This window comes from Synechocystis salina LEGE 00031 (genome assembly GCF_015207985.1).
In the GTDB taxonomy this organism is placed as follows: domain Bacteria; phylum Cyanobacteriota; class Cyanobacteriia; order Cyanobacteriales; family Microcystaceae; genus Synechocystis; species Synechocystis salina.
Genome location: NZ_JADEVV010000003.1, coordinates 62,003 through 82,199 on the forward strand (window position 1 = coordinate 62,003; position 20,197 = coordinate 82,199).

Annotated in this window: 16 protein-coding genes; 10 read left to right on the forward strand and 6 right to left on the reverse strand. The window is 52.0% G+C overall.

The window, feature by feature from the left end; genetic code table 11:
- The 3 genes from IQ217_RS19445 to serA all read right to left on the reverse strand — a co-directional run bounded on the left by IQ217_RS19445 (nucleotide 1) and on the right by serA (nucleotide 2,927).
- On the reverse strand, nucleotides 1–252 hold the full coding sequence (locus IQ217_RS19445; RefSeq protein WP_194018678.1) for a type II toxin-antitoxin system HicA family toxin: 252 nt from the start codon (nucleotides 250–252) through the stop codon (nucleotides 1–3).
- Between the two features lie 28 nt (nucleotides 253–280).
- Nucleotides 281–1,183, reverse strand: a complete 903-nt coding sequence (gene prmA / locus IQ217_RS01695; protein WP_194018679.1) for a 50S ribosomal protein L11 methyltransferase — start codon at nucleotides 1,181–1,183, stop codon at nucleotides 281–283.
- Between the two features lie 79 nt (nucleotides 1,184–1,262).
- On the reverse strand, nucleotides 1,263–2,927 hold the full coding sequence (gene serA / locus IQ217_RS01700; protein WP_190598398.1) for a phosphoglycerate dehydrogenase: 1,665 nt from the start codon (nucleotides 2,925–2,927) through the stop codon (nucleotides 1,263–1,265).
- 257 nt (nucleotides 2,928–3,184) lie between these two features.
- Here serA and IQ217_RS01705 point away from each other — a divergent pair, with 257 nt between their 5' ends.
- The 5 genes from IQ217_RS01705 to phaB all read left to right on the forward strand — a co-directional run bounded on the left by IQ217_RS01705 (nucleotide 3,185) and on the right by phaB (nucleotide 7,631).
- Nucleotides 3,185–3,907, forward strand: a complete 723-nt coding sequence (locus IQ217_RS01705) for a DUF3120 domain-containing protein (RefSeq protein ID WP_194018680.1) — start codon at nucleotides 3,185–3,187, stop codon at nucleotides 3,905–3,907.
- Nucleotides 3,908–3,928: 21 nt separating this feature from the next.
- On the forward strand, nucleotides 3,929–4,945 hold the full coding sequence (locus tag IQ217_RS19345) for an FHA domain-containing protein (RefSeq protein ID WP_194018681.1): 1,017 nt from the start codon (nucleotides 3,929–3,931) through the stop codon (nucleotides 4,943–4,945).
- 40 nt (nucleotides 4,946–4,985) lie between these two features.
- Nucleotides 4,986–5,450, forward strand: a complete 465-nt coding sequence (locus IQ217_RS01715) for a glutathione peroxidase (RefSeq protein WP_194018682.1) — start codon at nucleotides 4,986–4,988, stop codon at nucleotides 5,448–5,450.
- Nucleotides 5,451–5,635: 185 nt separating this feature from the next.
- Nucleotides 5,636–6,826, forward strand: coding sequence for an acetyl-CoA acetyltransferase PhaA (gene phaA / locus IQ217_RS01720; protein ID WP_190598402.1), 1,191 nt, complete (start codon nucleotides 5,636–5,638; stop codon nucleotides 6,824–6,826).
- An 82-nt stretch (nucleotides 6,827–6,908) separates the two neighbouring features.
- A complete protein-coding gene (gene phaB / locus IQ217_RS01725) occupies nucleotides 6,909–7,631 on the forward strand; it encodes an acetoacetyl-CoA reductase PhaB (protein WP_190598403.1) in 723 nt (240 codons plus the stop codon).
- Between the two features lie 61 nt (nucleotides 7,632–7,692).
- Here phaB and IQ217_RS01730 read toward each other — a convergent pair whose 3' ends face one another.
- Complete coding sequence (locus tag IQ217_RS01730; protein WP_194018683.1) at nucleotides 7,693–9,147, reverse strand: PucC family protein; 1,455 nt, start codon at nucleotides 9,145–9,147, stop codon at nucleotides 7,693–7,695.
- Between the two features lie 61 nt (nucleotides 9,148–9,208).
- On the reverse strand, nucleotides 9,209–12,253 hold the full coding sequence (locus IQ217_RS01735; protein ID WP_194018684.1) for a response regulator: 3,045 nt from the start codon (nucleotides 12,251–12,253) through the stop codon (nucleotides 9,209–9,211).
- A 69-nt stretch (nucleotides 12,254–12,322) separates the two neighbouring features.
- On the opposite strand from IQ217_RS01735, the gene IQ217_RS01740 reads away from it, so the two are divergent.
- The 5 genes from IQ217_RS01740 to IQ217_RS01760 all read left to right on the forward strand — a co-directional run bounded on the left by IQ217_RS01740 (nucleotide 12,323) and on the right by IQ217_RS01760 (nucleotide 18,995).
- A complete protein-coding gene (locus IQ217_RS01740) occupies nucleotides 12,323–13,597 on the forward strand; it encodes an NAD(P)/FAD-dependent oxidoreductase (protein ID WP_194018685.1) in 1,275 nt (424 codons plus the stop codon).
- Nucleotides 13,561–14,508: an S-layer homology domain-containing protein gene (locus tag IQ217_RS01745; protein WP_194018686.1), complete on the forward strand. Its 948-nt coding sequence runs from the start codon at nucleotides 13,561–13,563 to the stop codon at nucleotides 14,506–14,508. The genes IQ217_RS01740 and IQ217_RS01745 overlap by 37 nt, the downstream gene beginning before the upstream one ends.
- Nucleotides 14,509–14,753: 245 nt before the next feature.
- On the forward strand, nucleotides 14,754–15,569 hold the full coding sequence (locus IQ217_RS01750; protein WP_190598408.1) for a cyanophycinase: 816 nt from the start codon (nucleotides 14,754–14,756) through the stop codon (nucleotides 15,567–15,569).
- Between the two features lie 147 nt (nucleotides 15,570–15,716).
- The gene (gene cphA, locus IQ217_RS01755; protein ID WP_194018687.1) at nucleotides 15,717–18,338 is read left to right on the forward strand and encodes a cyanophycin synthetase; all 2,622 of its coding nucleotides are present in this window, start codon (nucleotides 15,717–15,719) and stop codon (nucleotides 18,336–18,338) included.
- Nucleotides 18,339–18,368: 30 nt separating this feature from the next.
- Nucleotides 18,369–18,995: a DUF4129 domain-containing protein gene (locus tag IQ217_RS01760; RefSeq protein ID WP_194018688.1), complete on the forward strand. Its 627-nt coding sequence runs from the start codon at nucleotides 18,369–18,371 to the stop codon at nucleotides 18,993–18,995.
- Here IQ217_RS01760 and IQ217_RS01765 read toward each other — a convergent pair.
- Nucleotides 18,971–20,170, reverse strand: a complete 1,200-nt coding sequence (locus IQ217_RS01765) for a glutathione S-transferase family protein (protein WP_194018689.1) — start codon at nucleotides 20,168–20,170, stop codon at nucleotides 18,971–18,973. The two genes, IQ217_RS01760 and IQ217_RS01765, sit on opposite strands and share 25 nt — an antisense overlap.
- Nucleotides 20,171–20,197: the final 27 nt, after the last annotated feature.

Below are 20,197 nucleotides of genomic sequence, written 5' to 3' on the forward strand. Positions count from 1 at the left end.
TTAATCCTCCAATCTGAGATTATATTTTTCAACTAAAGTTAAAAACTGTTTGATTTGGTAAGGTTTGGCCTGTCCTTTAACATTTTGAACGTTAACCAATTCTGTGACGTCGGAGTGGATAAAAATATGGTGACTCCCACTAATTCTGGAAAGATGAAAACCAAATGACTCTATCAGGCTTACAAAATCGTTAAAAGGTATATTCTTTGAGCAAGACAAAATTTGTTTTAAAAGTTTATGTTTCCTCCCCATATAATCTCAATTCTCCCCACTACTATTATCAATCACTCTCTTCTCTTCTAGCTTGAAAGCAACACCATTCCTGGCGCTTCCAAATGGCGACCACCGTCCAACCGTTTTGCTCCAGCGCATCGGCGATCGCCTGACTTTGTTCTACCATAATGCCACTGAGAATGGCCCAACCTTGGGGTTTGACCAGGGGGGTGAATTGGGGCAGTAAATCGACAATGACATCCGCCAAAATATTGCAAATAATGCCATCCACCGGCTCCGCAATTAACTGCTCCAACTCCGGCACACTGCCCTCATTAATGACCAAATTATCGGGGTGAATTTGATTCAGATGGCGATTATGGCGGGCCGAATCCACCGTTAGGGGGTCATTGTCCACCCCGTACACTTTGGCCGCCCCTAATAAAATTGCTCCAATGCCCAAAATACCGGAACCACAACCAAGATCCGCCAACACTTGATTTTTGTCTGGATCCACTCGCATTTCCAAGGACTCCAAACAAAGCTGGGTGGTGGCATGGGTGCCGGTGCCAAAGGCCACCCCGGGGTCGAGGCGCAGAATCAGGCGATCGCCAGGGTCTAGGGGATCAATCCAGGCTGGGTAGATAATAAACCGATCGCCAACAGGGGTGGGTTGCCAATGCTCCTTCCAACTAATGGACCAATCTTCTTCGTCAATCAATTGCCAATGGAAACGGGGCTTGGGCACCTGGAGTAATAGGGCGTCCTGCTCACACCAGAGGGCGAGGGCGGCGAGGTCAAGAATTTCTGCCTTTTCCTGGGGTAAATAACCACGGATGAGCAGGGAATGGGCCTTTTTTTCAGTGGAAGTGCCCACACAGCCAAACTTTTCCAGCCGCCAAAAAGCAGTTTCTTCCAGGGAAGGATGGCAAAGTATTCTAATTTCCCACCAACTATTAGCCACAGCCATTCATTCCTCCCTGATATGGGCCAACGGCAGGGGAGGGATTTAAACCTCCCGAAATTGACTTCAACCTTTGGCAAGCTGATTAGAGCTTAACGGTGTAGGCATCTCGAATACCAGCCACTTTGGTAATTTCTGATAGCAAACCATCGGGGAGGGGATCGTCCAAACTCAGGGCCATGACCGCATCCCCCCGGACAATTTTACGTCCCACTTGCATGCTGGCAATGTTGACGTTAAAGCTACCCAGCAGGGAACCAATTTTACCAATGATGCCCGGCATATCCCGGTGCAGGGTGAACAACATATAGTTGTTGGGGGGAACGTTGATGGGGAATTCGTCCACGTCGGTGATGCGGATTTCGCCGTTGCTCAACAGGGCCCCCGTGGCGGAGTGTTCCCCCATGGTGCCAGTGGCTTTGAGGTGCAAGGAGCCGGAATAGTCCCGCACTGAAGCATCTTTGGTTTCAATTACCCGGATGCCCCGTTCCTTAGCCTCGATCGCCGCATTGACATAGTTGACCCGTTCCCGGAGAGCTTGGGAGAGCAGACCTTTAATAGCCGCCACCACCAGGGGTTGACTATTGGTATATTCCGCCAAATCTCCTTGCAAGCACACCGTCAGGCGATCGATCCGGCCACCGGCCAACTGGCCCACTAGGGTGCCAAGGGTTTCCGCTAGCTTGAGGTAAGGACGTAACTTTTCCATCACATCGGGGGTTAAGCCAGGGATATTCACCGCTGAGCGGGCCGGTAAGCCCAATAACACATCCCGAATTTGTTCGGCCACATCCACCGCCACGTTCACCTGGGCTTCTTCGGTGGAGGCCCCCAAATGGGGGGTCAGAATTACGTTGCTAAATTCCCGTAGGCGGGATTCCCCTAGGGGTTCCTGGGCAAACACGTCCAGGGCGGCCCCACCAATCTCGGCCGTTTCAATGGCAGTGACCAAAGCCTCTTCGTCAATGATGCCCCCCCGGGAACAGTTGATAATGCGGGCACTGGGCTTCATTTTAGCCAGTGTTTCAGCATTGATCAGGTTGGCGGTTTCCGGCGTTTTGGGAATGTGTAGGGTAATGAAATCCGCTTCGCTGAATAGCAGATCCAGGTCCACCAACGTACAACCAATTTGGTCGGCCCGTTCCTGGGAAATAAACGGGTCGTAGGCCAGCAATTTCATGCCCATGGCCTTGGCCACCCCGGCCACGTGGGAACCAATTTTTCCTAGACCCACTACCCCTAGGGTTTTTTTGTAAACTTCGGTGCCGATGAATTGTTTCCGTTCCCACTTATTTTCCTTGACGGATTTGTTGGCATCGGGGATATGGCGGGCCAGGGCCATCATCATGGCCAAAGCGTGTTCCGCCGCCGCAATGGTATTACCTTCGGGGGAGTTAACCACCACAATGCCCTGGCGAGTGGCCGCAGGCACATCGATATTATCCACACCAACCCCAGCCCGGCCAATGATTTTTAACTGGCTACCCGCTTGGATAATTTTCTCCGTCACCTTAGTGGCAGAGCGCAACATGATGGCATCGTACTCGGGGATGATGTCTATAATTTCTGCTTCCGATAGCCCAGTCTTTACGTCAACTTGGGCAACTTGTTTGAGAATATCAATGCCGACTTGGTCAATGGAGTCAGAAACTAAAACTTTAGCCATGGTGAATGATCGAAAAATTAATAGCGCTGGGGCCGGCGGGGACGGAAGGGGTAGAAAAAATCCCTGGAGCCAGGCTAGATTCACTAGATGCAGTTGGTATCCTGGGCCGATCTCCGTAGCCCATTCTAGCGGCTTGGGGGATAACCGTTAGCAATATTTCTGATTCCCCGGGGCTGAGGTGGCCAAACCACAGGCAGTATTCCCTAGAAAGCCTAGAAGTTTTTGGATATAATAAGCAAGATTAATTTAAAGTAACAAAACTTAAAATTACCCCTGCCTCTGTTCCCCCAGAGGGAAGCTTTTTTAAAACCCCTTTTAGCCAACTTTATTCAACCCCTATAGTGATTCCCCTTTTAACCACCGCCTTAGCCCAGCCAGGGCTTAATTTTCTGCGCCGCTTCCACCGTTGGCGCTCCAGCCTTGCCATTGATGCCACCACCACCGGCATGCAACTGATGGCGGGCTTTCTGGTTTCTGTGCCGGTGTTTATCCAAGCGCCCCTGGTGCGGCAATTTCCCTGGCTTTCCCTGGCGTTGACTTTGCCCTGGGTGGCGATCGCCGTTTGGTTAATGAAACAACCTGATCAGGCCCTGTGGGGGGATTTACTGCTGGGCTTTAGCTGGAGTTGGTTGGCGGGGGCCATTTATTGGGGTTGGTTTCGTTGGGAACCCCTCTGGCATTTACCCATCGAGGCGATCGGTTTACCCTTTGCCCTCTGGGGACTGAAACGGGGCTGGGGCGTAATCGGCCATTTATTCTACCTAGGCTCCCTGACGGGAACGGCCGTCACCGATATTTACTTTTATCTCACCGGCTTGATGGATCATTGGCGTCAGGTGATGGTGGTGGACCCGGAATTCGCCCGGTTTGTTTTCCAGGCGGCCCTGGCTAAAATTCATACCCCCTGGGGGGCGGCCTGGGCTTGGCTATTGTTGGCCCTATTGCTGGGGCTGGGTGGTTGGGCGTTGCAACGGCGGTCCCCCGGCTGGCAGGCCTTTGCGGGAGCCGTGTTGAGTACTATTGTTGTAGATGCCCTTTTCTGGCTTGGGGCTATGATGGCCTAAGTCAACTTTTGCCATTACCCCGTGGATAAGCCTGCTCCATCCGTTCACCTAATAGTACATTTCTCCCATGGGGATGTGACTTTTCCTCTCCAGGGGCGGAACTATTGGACTGTGGGCCGGAGCCAGGAGAATGATTTGGTCATCCGGGACAGTTGCATTTCCCGCAACCATGCGATTTTGCAGGCGACGGAGGAAGATACTTTTTTGTTAATTGACCTAGGTAGCCGCAATGGCACCTTTGTCAATGGTCGGCGGGTGAGTATACCGATCGCCATTCAGGACAAGGACAAAATTACCTTTGGTAAAACGGAAGCAAAATTTTACTCTGACCAAAACGGTACGCCGTCGGGGCTGTTGCGGAATCCGGCGGAATGGGATACCCAGACCAATGTGCTCCATGAGCGGCGACTAATTACGGTGTTGGTGGCGGATATGCGCAACTTCACTGGCATGGCCCAGCAGGTGCAGGAGGAATTGCTATCCCTACTAATTGGCAATTGGTTCCGCCAGGCCGGACATATTTTGCGGGAAGCCGGTAGCTGGGTGGATAAGTACATCGGCGATGCGGTGATGGCGATCTGGTTCCACGGCTACAACGAAGCTACCCCGGCGGAAATTCTCCAAATTCTCCATGCTGTCAACCGCCTCCAGGCCATGACGGCTCGGTTAAATCAAAAATACGATCTGCCTTTCCCCCTCCGCATTGGCACAGGAATAAACACTGGCTACGCCATGGTGGGTAACACCGGTAGTGGGGACCATCCCGACTACACGGCGATCGGTGATACGGTCAACGCTGCTTTTCGGTTAGAATCTGCCACCAAGCAGGCCCATTTCGACTTGGCCATGAGCGAAAAAACCTTTAGCTATCTACAGGAATTACCCCAATGGGCCGCAACTATTCAGCAAGACACCATTGAGTTGAAGGGTTACACCAATCCGATCGCCATTTACGGCCTGCCCTTTGCCACCCTGGGATTGCTATTGGATAACACCACCCTGGAGGATAGTCCCCCTCCGGTACCGGAAGTACCTTAATCGTCCATAATGGAAACCGTCGTAATATTTCTTAACACCTATGTCTTTACCCAATTCCTTGACCACCCTAGATGGCACGCCCCTGGCTCCGGAGGTAATTGATAATAAAGTTGTCCTCTTTGTCAATGTTGCCAGTAAGTGTGGCTTAACTCCCCAGTACAGCGGCCTAGTGGCCTTGGATCAGGCCTATGGCGACCAAGGTTTGGTAATTATCGGTGTGCCCTGCAATCAGTTCGGTGCCCAGGAACCAGGCTCCCCAGAGGAGATTAAAGAATTCACCAAAACCAAGTACGACGTGGACTTTACCTTGCTAGAAAAGCAAGACGTCAATGGTCCCAACCGCAGCCCCCTCTACCAATTCCTCGTCGGCGATGGCGAAGACATTGGCTGGAATTTTGGCAAGTTTTTAATTGGTCGGGATGGGCAGGTGGTGGCCCGCTTTGACCCCCAAACTAAACCCGATGACTCTTCTTTAAAAGCTGCCATTGAAAATGCTTTGGGCTAAGTTTTTGAGCGCCAACACTGTCTGCCATTGAGCTTGTTGTAATTTTTACCCTGTGCTTCTGCACGGGGTATTTGTTGTCATAGCTTGAAATTTGGGGTGCACTGCTTTCGGAATTCACCTCCATAATTGAGCTGGAGGCGGAGTTAATGCCCGCCCATCCCAACCCATGGCATTGGAAAGCAATTATGCGTGATGTTTTTATTGTTGCTGCTAAACGAACTCCCCTGGGGCGTTTTGGTGGATCCCTGACCAATTTTTCGGCGGTGGACTTGGGGGCCCATGTGATGAAAAGCGTCCTAGCCCAGGCCGGCGTGGAGGGAAAGCACCTAGACCTATACATTATGGGCAACGTGTTGAGGGCTGGCCATGGGCAACTAATTCCCCGTCAAGCGGCCTTGAAGGCGGAGATCCCCGATACGGTGGACGGCTATGCGGTGGATATGGTCTGCTCTTCCGCCATGATGAGTGTGATTAATGCCGCTTTGACCATCCGGGCCGGTGAAGGGGATCTAATTTTGGCTGGCGGGACGGAATCCATGTCCCAAACCGGTTTTTACCTCTCCCACCGGGCCCGCTGGGGCTATAAGTTTCTCATGGGAGCACCGGAAAATTTAACTGATCTTCTTCTCCATGATGGTTTGACGGACAGCACCAATGGCGAGGGCATGGGGGACCAGACGGAAAAATTGGCCGCAGAGCATGGTTTCAGCCGGGCCGCATTGGACGAAGTGGCCTGTTTGTCGCAACAAAGGGCGGCCCAGGCCACGGAATCTGGTTATTTTGATGCAGAAATTGCCCCCATTGAAATCACCAGTCGCAAAGGGACCCAGGTGCTGAAGAGTGATGAAGGTATTCGCGCTGACACCACCGTGGAAAGTCTAGGCAAATTGCGGTCAGCCTTTGCCAAAGACGGTGTATTAACGGCGGGCAACTGTAGCCAGATTACCGATGGGGCGGCAGCTTTACTCCTAGCCAGTGCGGAAGCGGTGGAAAAATATCAACTCAAACCCCTGGCCAAAATTCTTGGGGGAAGTTGGGCCGCCGGCACCCCTAGCCGTTTTCCCGAGTTGCCCATCACCGCTAGCCAAAAACTGTTGGCCAAGCTAGATAAAACCCTTGCTGATTTTGACTTGTTTGAAAATAATGAGGCCTTCTCCGTCAGCAATCTTTTATTTGAGCAGCAATTGGGAGTGGACCGGGACAAGTTGAATGTTAACGGTGGGGCGATCGCCTTGGGACATCCCATTGGGGCATCGGGGGCCCGGATTATGGTTACTCTGCTCTACGCTCTGCAACAACGGGATAAAGCCATGGGTCTGGCGGCCCTTTGCCATGGTACCGGCGGCGGTACGGCCGTAGCCATTGAAAGGGTTTAAGGATTAGTGGCTGATCGAGTCGAATGTGGAGGCTTTGGCTGATCAAGTTGAATTTGTTTCTATTAACTTTTAAGGAGTCACCATGTTAAGTCTGGGTTTGGAAGATAAGGTAATTGTGGTCACCGGCGGCAATCGGGGCATCGGCGCGGCGATCGTCAAATTGCTCCAGGAAATGGGGGCTAAGGTGGCTTTCACTGATTTAGCTACGGATGGCGGTAATGCTGAGGCCCTGGGGGTGGTGGCCAACGTCACCGATTTAGAATCCATGACGGCGGCGGCGGCGGAAATCACCGATAAGCTGGGGCCCGTTTACGGCATAGTGGCCAATGCTGGCATTACCAAAGACAACTTTTTTCCCAAATTAACCCCCGCCGATTGGGATGCGGTGCTCAATGTCAACCTCAAGGGGGTGGCCTACAGCATCAAACCGTTCATTGAAGGTATGTACGAACGCAAAGCCGGTTCCATTGTCGCCATTAGTTCCATCTCCGGGGAGCGGGGCAACGTTGGCCAAACTAACTATTCCGCCACTAAGGCCGGGGTGATTGGCATGATGAAATCCCTAGCCCGGGAGGGAGCCCGTTACGGGGTGCGGGCCAATGCAGTAGCTCCTGGTTTCATTGACACGGAAATGACCTTAGCCATTCGAGAAGATATTCGGGAGAAAATTACTAAGGAAATCCCCTTCCGCCGTTTTGGTAAACCGGAGGAAATTGCCTGGGCGGTGGCCTTTTTGCTCTCTCCCGTGGCCAGTAGCTATGTCACCGGCGAAGTGTTACGGGTGAATGGGGCCCACCACACTTAATTTTTGCGGTATTGTGCAGACATCCTAATTTTCTCCTCCCTAAATATCTGGGGAGTTTTTTTTAGCTGTCCAAATCCCCCGCCATCACTGTGGCGATCGCCGTTTTGGCGTTGTCCTGAAATTCCCGCACGTTAACCTTGTTGAGCAGGAAAATGGAGAGAATTAAACCCAGGGCTTGGAGAGCAAATACCAAACCGTAGGCCAACACTGCATTCGCAAACAAAGCCTTGCCGATGTTCAAAATTGTGCCCCCGGCCACGGTGGCTAAACCCCTGGAAATGGATTGGGCTAAACCCCAGGCCCCGATGAAAGTGCCAGCGGTTTCCACTGCGGTGAGGTCCAACATCAAACTGGTGGCTCCGGCGGTGATCATGCCCGATGCTAAACCAAAGAAAAGTAGACCGGATTTTAACAGGGTCACATTTTGCTGAAATCCCGCCAGAATTAGCAAGGAAAAACAAAGGGCGGCCAGGGCACAGCCGAGGGAAGTGGTACGTTGCTTGCCCAAACGGGGTACGACAAAAAAGCCGGTGGAACCAATGCCCAACAGGGTACCCATGCCAAAAAAGGCGTTTAACTGGGTGGTTTCAGAAATGCAAAGGTTAAAGACTTCCCCGCCGTAGGGTTCTAGCACCGCATCCTGCATAAATAGGCTCAGGGTCAGCAGTAGTAAAAAACCGAAGAAGATGGCCGTTTGTCGGCTGGCGGTCAGAACCTTCACCGCTTGCCCCAGGGTGATTTCGTCCTCCCGGCCTTCGGAACGATCGCCAAAGCGAGAATATTTTTTTTCCACCCCCACCGTGGCCAGCCAGGCCAGGAAAACGACGATCCCCGGCATGATGATAAAGACGGGATTAATGCCCCGTTGTAGTTGGGCAATGTCAACGGTTTTTTTCACCAGCAGAGCATCGGCATCCAACAGGGCTCGGCCACAAATTTCCGGGGTATTTAGCAGGCGGGAGCTGACAATGGCCCCCAGTACAATGCCCACCATCAACATGGACCAGACAATACCCACTAGTTTGGAGCGATTGTCTTCGTCGGACACATCCACCAACAGGGCGGCAAAGGGAGTGGAGCTTAAACTCAGGGTTACTCCGTAGGCAGCGAAAACTGTGCTCAGCGCTATGCTCCAAAAAATTGTTAGGGCTCCCCAACCGTTATTTTGCAAACTGAGGCCCAATTGCCACACCACCTGGAGGGCGATAAAGGACAACACCGTAAAGCCCAGGGCTCCCAACCAAACATAACCAGTGCGATGGTAGCCCCACAGCCGCTGACTGTCGGATAGTTGCCCACACCACACTTTAAAAGGGCTGACAAACTGATACATGGCGATCGCCGTGGCGGCCACCCAGGGTAACACTGCCAACTCATCAATTAAAATGCGGTTGAGTACCCCCAGGGTTAACAGGGACATAATGCCCAGCCCCATCTGGAATAAGCCTAGGCGGAACATGGTCACCAAGGGCAATTTTGGCAACGGGGCCCCGGCCATCGATTCGCTAACGGTCATGAATACATTGCCAGAGAAAACACTCCGTATTCTAACCAACCACGGCCCGGCAAAACTTTTCCTAGAGGCGATCGAGCATGGTTTGCAGTTCCCCCTGTACCCTTGCATAGCTAGCCGTTAGGGCGGGGAAATGGCCTGGGTCCATGGCCAGGGAATCCCGTTGGCGGGCAAGATTTTCTAAGCTTTTAGCCTGTTGGGCCAAAAGCACCGCCCCCAAGTTAGCACTGCTAGAACCAAGCGTATGGGCGGCTAAACTCAAATCTACCCAATCTTGATTGGCGATCGCCAGTTTGATCCTTTGCAATAGTTCCGGCACCGTTTGACAATAGATATCGCTAATTTCCCTGAGAATTAAGTCACCATTTTCTTCATCCAATTCCCGCAGAGAATGGATAATGTCTTGGTCAATGGAGGGCAAGGCCATGCTGGCCAAGTCCTCTGGATCGGGGCTAGAAGGGGATGATTTTGACTCAAAAGCATTGGCGCTGGGAACGACGGTAACCGTATTTTGGCTAGTGGACTGGAGCGCTGTGGCAGCTACCTGTAAGGCCTGTTGCAGAGCTTCTAGGCGGATGGGTTTACTGACATAATCATTCATGCCGCTAGCCAAACACCGTTCCCGATCGCCTTCCATGGAATAGGCTGTCACTGCAATGATCCAAGGTCGTTGACTCCGGCCCCGGGACTGTCGGATCTGCTTCGTCGCCGTCAAGCCATCCATTTCCGGCATTTCCACATCCATCAACACCACATCGTAATCCCCCTTAGCCAAAGCCGTGAGGGCTTCTTGGCCGTTGTTGACCACCTCCACTGGGTAACCCAACTTTTTCAGTAAGAGCTTGGCCACCTGTTGGTTGATTAGGTTATCTTCCGCCAGCAAAATGGTTAAATTGGAAGGAGCATAGGGAAACAAAGGCCCGCTGATTGCCCCCGTAGACACTAGGGTGGGAGGCTCCGTTTGTCCCAACACCTGCACCAAGGTATTTTCCAGCTCGTCAGGATTGATTGGACTCCTAAGCCAAGTCTGTACCGGAGATTTATCCCCGCTGTAGCGCTCCCCAGGGGATAGGTAAATGTCCGTGGCCACCAGCACCGGAATGCCTTGGTCCGTGGGGGCCCACGTTGCAATTTCCGCCAAATCAAAATCGGCCAAATGCTCTCCCCTCCCGTCTGGATGGGGGCAATGGATGATTAGGGCGCTATAGGTTTTTTGCGCTAATTTTTCCCCTAGCTCCTCCCCCAGTTTTGCGGGAGAAGAAAAAGTAATTTGCTCCGCTTGGAGACGCCAACTGGCCAGAAGATTTTGCATTCTGGTGGCCCGGCTTTCGTCGTAATCCGCCACTAACACTGATCGCCCAAGGAACAGGGAGTGGCGCAAATTATGGGCAGAATAGGCACAACTGGGCACCACCGTTAAATTGACAGTGAAATAAAAAGTCGAACCCAGGGTTGTCGGTTGCCCGATCTGCCAAGGATCGGGGGGGTCTCCCACCACACAACCATTACTTTCTGCCCAGATGGTGCCCCCCATCAAAGCAGTTAAACGGACACAAATGGCCAAGCCCAACCCCGTGCCCCCAAAGCGCCGGGTAATGGAAGAATTGCCCTGGCTAAAGGCCTGAAACAAAGCTTGCTGTTGGTTGGGGGCGATGCCAATGCCCGTGTCCTGCACCGCAAAACAGAGTTGATATTCTCCCTTGGCCGCGTCATGGTCCACCACTTCCACCGTCACTTTAACCTGCCCTGCTTCGGTGAACTTGACCGCATTGCTGAGGAGATTAACCAAAATTTGCCTGAGGCGAGTCACGTCCCCCTGGAGGTTGGGGGGAATGGGGGTGAGAAAACGTCGGATCAGGGTGAGGGATTTTTCCCTGGCGCTGGGCACCACCACATCCAAGGCTTCCTCCAGGCATTGCCCCAAATCAAATGGGTACACTTCCAGGTCCAATTTGCCGGCTTCAATCTTGGAAAAATCCAAAATATCGTTAATTAGGGTGAGCAGGGTTTCCCCACTATTGCGGATGGTTTGGGTGAAATATTTTTGTTGGGTGGTTAATGCCGTATCTAGCAATAATCCAGTCATGCCGATGATGGCATTCATGGGGGTGCGAATTTCGTGGCTCATGGTGGCCAAAAATTCACTTTTGGAGCGGTTAGCTGCCTCCGCCGCACTGGTGGCTACCACCAATTCTTGATTTTGTTCGGCCAATTGTTGCCGCATGCGCCGTTCCATTTCCAGGGATTGCCCCTGAATCACTTCCACTTGTTTACGCTGGCTGATGTCCCTGTAAAGCCAAAAATGGCCCTGGGAGCTATCCCCCAACAAGATGGGCACATAATCTCGCTCAAAAAAACGTCCGTCCTGTAGGGACAGTTCCACTTTCAGTAATGGTTCCGGGTGCTCGATCGCCAAAAAGTCTTCGGTTATGCCCTGGCCCTGGGAAACAAGGCCATTAATGCGGGGGGCGATCGCCGTTAAATTTTTCCCCAGCAGGAGTTCGGCGGGAAAACCGAGGTTAAACAGTCGAGCAAATTCGGGATTGACCACCACAATATTGCCCAGGGCGTCGGTCATTAGCACCCCCGCTTGCATATTTTGCACCAGGGTACTGAGGCGGGTGGAGGTGCAAGCCAAGGCTTCAGCGGTTTTGGCCCGTTCTAGTAGGGTATGGCGCAGATTGTCCCTGGTTTGTTTTAGTTCCAGGTGGGTCTTCACCCGGGCCAACAGTTCCGGCGGGCTAAAGGGTTTGGTGACATAGTCCACTGCCCCCTTGGCAAAGGCTTGGAGCAGATGTTGTTTTTCGTTGCTGGCGGTAAGAAAAATTACCGGAATATCTCTGGCCTGGGGATCCTGTTTAAGGCGATCGCAAACTTCCAGCCCATCCATGCCGGGCATCATCAAATCCAACAGAATCAGGTCCGGTTGAGCCTGGGTGACCCGTTGCAGAGCTTCTGGCCCGGAGGTAACAAAGGTGGTGCTGTAACCTTCCCCTTCCAACAGCTCGGAAATGACATAGATATTATCTTTCACGTCATCTACCACCAGAATGAGAAAACTCTCTGGCTCAAAAGTGGCAATGGCTGAAGGGGGCTGGGATGGGGACATTACAAATTTGCCCGTTGATGTTTTGATTGTTGATGTTTCGATTATCTAGGGCAATAAGCCCACAGGCCGATGGAAGAGTTTGCAGTGGTGATAATTGGGGCAGGGCCCGCCGGGGGGCAATGTGCTCGACAGTTTGCCCGACAAGGTGTCCGAGTCCTGTTAGTGGAGCAACATTCAAATTTTAGCCAAAATAATTACTCTAGCGCCGCTAGTCCTTTGGAAACCATGGCATTGTTCGATCTGCCTCCAGGGGTAGTGGCCCGTTATTGGCACAATTTGGCGATCGCCGCCACCGAAAAAGAACAAGTCTGGTACAGCGATCAACCCCAGGGTGTGGTGTTCGATTTTGCGAAATTGCGACAATTTTTAGCGGATACGGTCACGGAGGGGGGGGGTCAGGTGTGGTTGGGGCACCGTTTTTTGAGTTACCAACCGGGGGCATCGGGGTTAGAGGTCACCCTATCTTACCGAGCTCCCCTAGATGCGGGATCCCTGGAAAAGGTCACTGTCAAAACCCAGGTGTTAATTGATGCCACCGGCTCAAAGCGGGCGGTGATTAATTATGGGCAACCCAAAGTCACGGATAATGGCCAATATTACCGAGGCATTGGTACAGAATATTTAATCACAGTGGATGAAGCTACCCATGAACGTTTTGCCGACACCTTAGTTTTCTTCCTTGGTTACCGTTGGAGTCCCCAGGGTTATTCCTGGATTTTTCCCATGGACAATCACCAGTTGAAAGTGGGAACAGCGATTTTTGCTGGTCAACACCGTTATTTAGGTAAGTTAAAGCCGATCCGTGCCTACACTGAAGCCATTATCCGGGACTATTTAAAACTGGAAAAATCCCAATACCATCTGGAGGAAATCCACGGCTCCGTGTTGGACTATGCCATTAACCAGGGAGATACCTACCATCAAGGCCCCGTGGTGGCGATCGGGGATGCGGTATCGACGGTAAATTTTTTGGGAGGAGAAGGCATCCGCCATGGTATGCAGGGAGCTAATATTGCCGTTCCCTTTGTGCGGGATTATCTCCGGGGGGATCCAAAGGCTTTCGGAAAGTATGAGCAGGCCATGAAAGCCCATTTTGCTGAACCCTGGCAACGGACAGAAAAATTAAGTCAACGGGTTTACCTAGAGTTTGGCGATCGCCAGATTGATTTGGGGGTGACGTACTTGAGCTATCTCCGCTATGAGGATGTGTTGGATCTTCTTTTCCATTACCGATTTGATAGGATCTATGGGGGCATCACTCCCCTTTTACTCAAAAAAGTTGCCCAATTCAGCCAGCAGTGCCGCCGATGGTTCAAAAATCTTCATCATTTTTTCCCCATTTAATTATTGGACTTTGCGCCCTGTTGGGGGCCTGCAGTGGCAACCAAGCGTTACAGGATCGTTTTGCTGCCAATCCTTCCCTGGGCAGTTCTCCCAATACCACTACCCCGGTTTCCCCTACTCCAACTCCCCAACCCACAGAGCCAGATTCCACCACCACACCCACTCCAACCCCCACTGCCACCTTTTCCACGGGCACTTTTAGCGATCTAGAAAAAGTAGGCGATCGCCAAAGGGCAGAAATTGAAGACCTGAGTCAACTAGGCATTGTCCAAGCTAAAACGGGGCAGGAATTTGCGCCCCAAAGTAACATCAGTCGGGGAGAATTCGCCCGCTGGTTATTTCAAGCCAATAACGTCTTTTTTGCCAACCAACCCAGTAAACAAATTAGACCCGCTTCCAGTAACACCACCCCTCTTTTCACCGACGTTCCCCCCAGCCACCCCGACTTTGCCCAAATTCAGGGTTTAGCTGATGCCGGTTTAATTCCCTCTAGCCTCACCAACGACCCCAGTGCCACCCAGTTTCGCCCCGGTGCTCCCCTAACTAGGGAAGATGTAGTCCGTTGGAAAGTGCCCCTAGACTATCGCCGGGCCCTGCCCAATGCCAGCTTGGAAAATATCAAAGAAACCTGGGGTTTTCAGGACGCCGCCAAAATTAGCCCCAACATTTGGCCCGCCCTGGCCGCCGACTTCCAAAACGGCGATCAATCCAACCTCAAAAGAATGTTTGGTTACATCACCATCTTTCAACCCCAGCGCCCCGTCACCAGGGAAGAAGCAGCCTCTGCCCTCTGGTTTTTAGGAGCCCAGGCCGATGGCCTAAGCGCCAAAGATGTCATTAATGCTCCCGCAGCCCCATCCCCCGCAGTTGAGCCTGAGCCCACCGTTACTCCGGAGAATTCCCCCAATTAATTAATGACTAAAATCGCTTACAGTGGCTAATTAAACTTAAATTTGACTGAATTTAACTAGCTTTGACCATAGGCTGGCCCTGTCTGAGTAGTAATAATAATTTGCTCGAGGGATTTAAAGCTGATCAAGGTGCCCCAATGGTTGTCAAGGTGCCCGCAAAAACTCTTGGCATGGACTTTTTTTCTTCGTCCGGTCAAGATAATATTAGTCTGCTAATCAGAGAACTGAACCCCTAAGAGTTGACAATGCCCCTATCCTCCCAACCGGCCATCTTAATTATTGGTGGTGCAGAAGATAAAGTTCACGGCCGTGAAATTTTACAAACATTTTGGTCGCGTTCCGGTGGCACCGACGCCATTATTGGCATCATTCCCTCTGCATCTCGGGAGCCTTTACTAATTGGGGAGAGATATCAAACTATCTTTGGCGACATGGGGGTCAAAGAGTTAAAGGTATTGGATATCCGGGACCGCTCCCAGGGGGACGACAGTGGTTACCGGGAATTTGTCGAACAGTGTACAGGCATTTTTATGACCGGGGGAGATCAACTGCGCCTTTGTGGGCTGTTGGCGGATACCCCCTTGATGGACCGCATTCGTCAACGGGTGCATAACGGGGAAATTAGTTTAGCGGGCACCAGTGCGGGGGCAGCGGTGATGGGGCATCACATGATTGCCGGGGGCAGTAGCGGCGAATGGCCCAATCGAGCTTTGGTGGATATGGCAGTGGGGCTGGGCATTGTGCCGGAAATTGTGGTGGATCAGCATTTCCACAATCGTAACCGCATGGCCCGGCTGTTGAGTGCCATTTCTACCCATCCTGAGTTGCTTGGTTTAGGCATTGATGAAGATACCTGCGCCATGTTCGAGCGGGACGGCTCCGTTAAAGTTATTGGCCAGGGTACGGTGTCCTTTGTGGATGCTAGGGACATGAGCTACACCAATGCCGCTATGGTGGTGGCCAATGCCCCGTTGAGCCTCCATAATCTCCGCCTCAACATCCTTGTCCATGGGGAAGTTTATCATCAAGTAAAACAGCGGGCTTTTCCTCGGGTAATCTAGGGGTGACCCAAGGCAGGTAAGGTTCCCTGACCCCAGGGACTGACTCGGATCAATTGTTCACAGCGAACAGTTTCAGTCAGAGGCCTAGCTTGAGAATGATAGTCGGCGTGTTGTGCTTCTTGCATTGGTTCTTGACTGACACAGATCATGAAAATTCTTAAAACCCTTACTCTCCGCGGCCCTAACTATTGGAGCATTCGACGCAAGAAGTTAATTGTAATGCGCCTAGATTTGGAGGATTTGGCGGAGCGACCCTCCAGTAGTATTCCCGGTTTTTATGAAGGGTTAATCAGGGTGTTGCCCTCCCTCATAGAACACTTTTGCTCCCCAGGCCACCGGGGCGGCTTTTTGGAAAGGGTGCAGGAAGGAACCTATATGGGTCATATCGTTGAGCATGTGGCCCTGGAACTCCAGGAATTGGTCGGTATGACAGCGGGATTTGGCCGCACCAGGGAAACTTCGACCCCGGGCATTTATAACGTTGTCTATGAATATGTGGATGAACAGGCGGGACGTTACGCCGGCAGGGCGGCGGTGCGTTTATGTCGTGCCTTGGTGGATACGGGGGATTATCCCCAGGCAGAATTGGAGAAGGATTTAGAAGATTTACGGGATTTGGGGGCTAACTCTGCCCTGGGCCCCAGCACCGAAACCATCGTTACTGAAGCTGATGCCCGTAAAATTCCCTGGATGCTCCTCAGTGCCCGGGCCATGGTGCAGTTGGGGTATGGCATACATCAGCAGAGAATTCAGGCGACCCTTAGTTCCCAATCTGGCATTCTGGGGGTGGAACTGGCCTGTGATAAGGAAGGTACCAAAACCATTCTCCAAGATGCGGGCATTCCGGTGCCCAGGGGCACCACCATCCAATATTTTGATGATTTGGAGGAAGCCATCAACGATGTGGGGGGCTATCCGATAGTAATTAAACCCCTAGACGGTAACCATGGTCGGGGCATCACCATTAATGTGCGCCATTGGCAGGAGGCGATCGCCGCCTATGATTTAGCAGTGGAAGAATCGAAGAGTCGTTCCATTATTGTGGAGCGCTATTACGAAGGCAGTGACCATCGGGTGCTGGTGGTAAATGGCAAACTGGTGGCGGTGGCGGAGAGAATTCCGGCCCATGTGACCGGGGACGGCAACTCCACCATTAGCGAGTTAATTGATAAAACCAACCAAGACCCCAATCGCGGTGATGGGCACGATAATATTCTCACCAAAATTGTTGTTAATAAAACGGCGATCGATGTAATGGAACGCCAGGGCCATAACCTGGACAGCATTTTACCCAAGGATGAAGTGGTTTATCTGCGGGCCACGGCCAACCTCAGCACTGGCGGCATTGCCATTGACCGCACCGACGATATTCACCTGGAAAATATCTGGTTAATGGAACGGGTAGCCAAAGTGATTGGCCTCGACATTGCCGGCATCGACGTGGTGACCTCCGATATTAGTAAGCCCCTGCGGGAAACCAACGGGGTAATTGTGGAAGTGAACGCAGCCCCGGGTTTTCGTATGCATGTGGCCCCCAGCCAGGGCCTGCCCCGTAACGTAGCGGCGCCGGTATTGGATATGCTCTTTCCCCCCGGTACCCCTAGCCGCATTCCCATTTTGGCAGTGACGGGCACCAACGGTAAAACCACCACGACCCGCCTTTTGGCCCATATTTATCGACAGACGGGCAAAACGGTGGGCTACACCAGCACCGATGCCATCTATATCAACGAATACTGTGTGGAAAAAGGGGACAATACGGGACCCCAGAGTGCCGGAGTAATTCTACGGGATCCCACGGTGGAAGTGGCGGTGTTGGAAACGGCCCGGGGCGGAATTTTGCGGGCAGGACTAGCCTTTGATACCTGTGACGTGGGGGTAGTGCTCAACGTGGCGGCGGACCACCTCGGTTTGGGAGATATTGACACCATTGAACAAATGGCCAAAGTTAAGTCTGTCATTGCGGAAGTGGTGGATCCCAGTGGTTATGCGGTGCTCAATGCCGACGATCCTTTGGTGGCGGCCATGGCGGATAAGGTGAAAGCCAAGGTGGCCTATTTCTCCATGAATCCCGATAACCCCATTATCCAAACCCACATACGGCGCAATGGCATTGCGGCAGTCTATGAATCTGGTTATTTGTCCATTTTGGAAGGTTCCTGGACTCTGCGGGTGGAGCAGGCCACATTGATTCCCATGACCATGGGGGGGATGGCACCGTTTATGATTGCCAATGCCCTGGCCGCCTGTCTGGCCGCCTTTGTTAATGGCTTAGATGTGGAAATAATTCGTCAGGGGGTACGCACCTTCACCACCTCGGCGGAACAGACCCCCGGCAGGATGAATTTATTTAATCTGGGTCGTTACCATGCGTTGGTGGACTATGCCCACAATCCGGCCGGCTATCGGGCCGTAGGAGATTTTGTCAAAAACTGGCGGGGTCAACGTTTTGGGGTGGTGGGGGGCCCTGGCGATCGCCGGGATAGTGATTTGATTGAGTTGGGACAAATTGCCGCCCAGGTATTTGACCGTATCATTGTCAAAGAAGATGACGATAAGCGGGGCAGGTCAGAGGGAGAAGCGGCCGATTTAATCATTAAGGGCATTTTGCAAGAAAATCCTGGCGCCGACTATGAGTTAATTTTGGATGAAACCACCGCCCTCAACCAGGCTCTAGACAACGTTGAAACCGATGGCTTGGTGGTGATGTTCCCCGAAAGTGTCACCAGGGCCATCGACATGATCAAAGACCGCAATCCCATCGGCTAAAGGCTTTGTCTCTTTTTTCTCACCAATACCATGGCCACCTATCAAAAAAGCAACCTTGCCTGGGAATTGCAACAGTTAACGCAGAATGGGCGGGAATGGGTGGCCTGGCAGACTGATCGCCTCTGGCAGGGGGTGCCTCCCATACCGGGGTTAGATATTCCCCATTGGGAACGGTGGGAAGAATTAATTTTCCACAGCTTACTCTGGTTAATTATTGCAGTGGCGATCGCCGCCATTTGGTTGAACCGCCGCACTTGGCAGAGGTATTGGCATAATTTAACCGCAGTGGATTTGCGCCCTAATTTTGCAACTCCTCCCCCCGGAGCTAGCTATTGGATGAGAACGGCCCACCAGGCGGCCCGCCAGGGAGATTATTACCAAGCTTGCCGTCATTTATATTTGGCCATGTTGCAAATGTTGCAGGAGAAAAGAGGTTTAGAGCCAGCACCAGGGAGAACTGACCGGGAATATCAACGGCTAACGGCGCAATTTCCCCAGGCCAGCGCCTACAATACCCTTTTCACTATCCATCAGGAACTCTGTTTTGGCCAGCAACAGGCTTCCCTGGAGTTATTTGAAGATTGCCAAGGGGCGATCGCCCAATTGGAACATAGCCCTAGGGCAACAACGGATCAGCGAAAATTGGCTGGGTCCTGATCCCGGCGGTGACGCACTGGAATTGGTTCTCCCTCCTGATCTCCCACTAAACTGGCGGTGGTTTCCAACGCTTGGCGGAGATGTTTAGCCGCATAAATGGACATATCCCGGGGCACGTTAATACGATCCCGCAGATAACGCAAAGCTTGGTCTGTACCCTGGGGTGGTGTACATTCTTCCCCCGTCGCCAGTAGGGTTAACGCACAGCGTAGAGCTTGCTCAAAACTCTCCCCCCGGTCATGGCCGTTGATCTCAATAATATTGCGGTGATGTTTCACCACCCTGGCGATCGCCTCTTGCTTAACGTTTTCCGGTTCCGGGTAGGTGGCATCGGGTAAACCAAACCAAGGGCCATGGTCTACCCGCGCTTGGTTCTGCTGGGCCTGGGCGCTGCCGTTGGAGTAACAACCACCCATTTGGGGAGGCAAATCGTGGGCATGGGTGTGGAAATCACTCTGGGTACCCCGGTAGGTATCCCTAGTTTCCAATGCCCCAAACCAGTCGTTGAGCCGGGGATTATTTTCCCGCAGAGAATAACCTTTGTAATAAAACAGGCTGGCATTCATGCGCTCCAGATAGGGAATAAAAACGATGTCAGCAGTGCTAAATTCCGGCAAAAAATAGGGACCAGGCAATTTTTCTAAGGCTTTTTCCACTTGATCAACTACCTGTTGGAACTGTTGTTGATTCCGTTGATCGGCACCGGGAAACATGGCTGGGTAACAGAGCCAATTACACCAAGCTCGAAACAATAGTCTTTCCAGTTTTCTCAGGGGTAAAACCAATGGATCTTCCATGCCCCAAAGCAATGGCCCAAAAGCATTTTCTAAAGCCATTAAAATATCGTCGCTTTCGGTGTAGAATCTGCCATCTAACTCCAAAGCCGGTAACATTCCCGATGGCACCAATTTTTTATACCAAGCTTCCTTTTCTCCGTAGCAAAACATGGTCACTTTTTTAATTTGGTAGGGAATTTGCTTTTCTTCTAACCATAACCAAACTTTTTGACAATAGGGACACCAGGCATGATTATCCCGATAGAGGGTGACTCGCACTGCCTCCTCCGGTTGTCCAAACAATCTTAAGGTTGCCTGGGCAGTGGTGGCACCATTAACTGTATCCACTTGGTAGTTAGATAATTCCGCTAGAGCCGGCCAGGAAAGGGGAGTAACCATAAAATTTTATCGGTTTAATAGTAGTTA

Excerpts from the sequence above, each read along its gene's own strand:
- IQ217_RS19445 (WP_194018678.1), bottom strand. The coding sequence starts at position 252 with ATGGGGAGGAAACATAAACTTTTAAAACAAATTTTGTCTTGCTCAAAG.
- prmA (WP_194018679.1), bottom strand. The coding sequence starts at position 1,183 with ATGGCTGTGGCTAATAGTTGGTGGGAAATTAGAATACTTTGCCATCCT.
- IQ217_RS01715 (WP_194018682.1), top strand. The coding sequence starts at position 4,986 with ATGTCTTTACCCAATTCCTTGACCACCCTAGATGGCACGCCCCTGGCT.
- phaA (WP_190598402.1), top strand. The coding sequence starts at position 5,636 with ATGCGTGATGTTTTTATTGTTGCTGCTAAACGAACTCCCCTGGGGCGT.
- phaB (WP_190598403.1), top strand. The coding sequence starts at position 6,909 with ATGTTAAGTCTGGGTTTGGAAGATAAGGTAATTGTGGTCACCGGCGGC.
- IQ217_RS01730 (WP_194018683.1), bottom strand. The coding sequence starts at position 9,147 with ATGACCGTTAGCGAATCGATGGCCGGGGCCCCGTTGCCAAAATTGCCC.
- IQ217_RS01735 (WP_194018684.1), bottom strand. The coding sequence starts at position 12,253 with ATGTCCCCATCCCAGCCCCCTTCAGCCATTGCCACTTTTGAGCCAGAG.
- IQ217_RS01740 (WP_194018685.1), top strand. The coding sequence starts at position 12,323 with ATGGAAGAGTTTGCAGTGGTGATAATTGGGGCAGGGCCCGCCGGGGGG.
- IQ217_RS01745 (WP_194018686.1), top strand. The coding sequence starts at position 13,561 with ATGGTTCAAAAATCTTCATCATTTTTTCCCCATTTAATTATTGGACTT.
- IQ217_RS01750 (WP_190598408.1), top strand. The coding sequence starts at position 14,754 with ATGCCCCTATCCTCCCAACCGGCCATCTTAATTATTGGTGGTGCAGAA.
- cphA (WP_194018687.1), top strand. The coding sequence starts at position 15,717 with ATGAAAATTCTTAAAACCCTTACTCTCCGCGGCCCTAACTATTGGAGC.
- IQ217_RS01760 (WP_194018688.1), top strand. The coding sequence starts at position 18,369 with ATGGCCACCTATCAAAAAAGCAACCTTGCCTGGGAATTGCAACAGTTA.
- IQ217_RS01765 (WP_194018689.1), bottom strand. The coding sequence starts at position 20,170 with ATGGTTACTCCCCTTTCCTGGCCGGCTCTAGCGGAATTATCTAACTAC.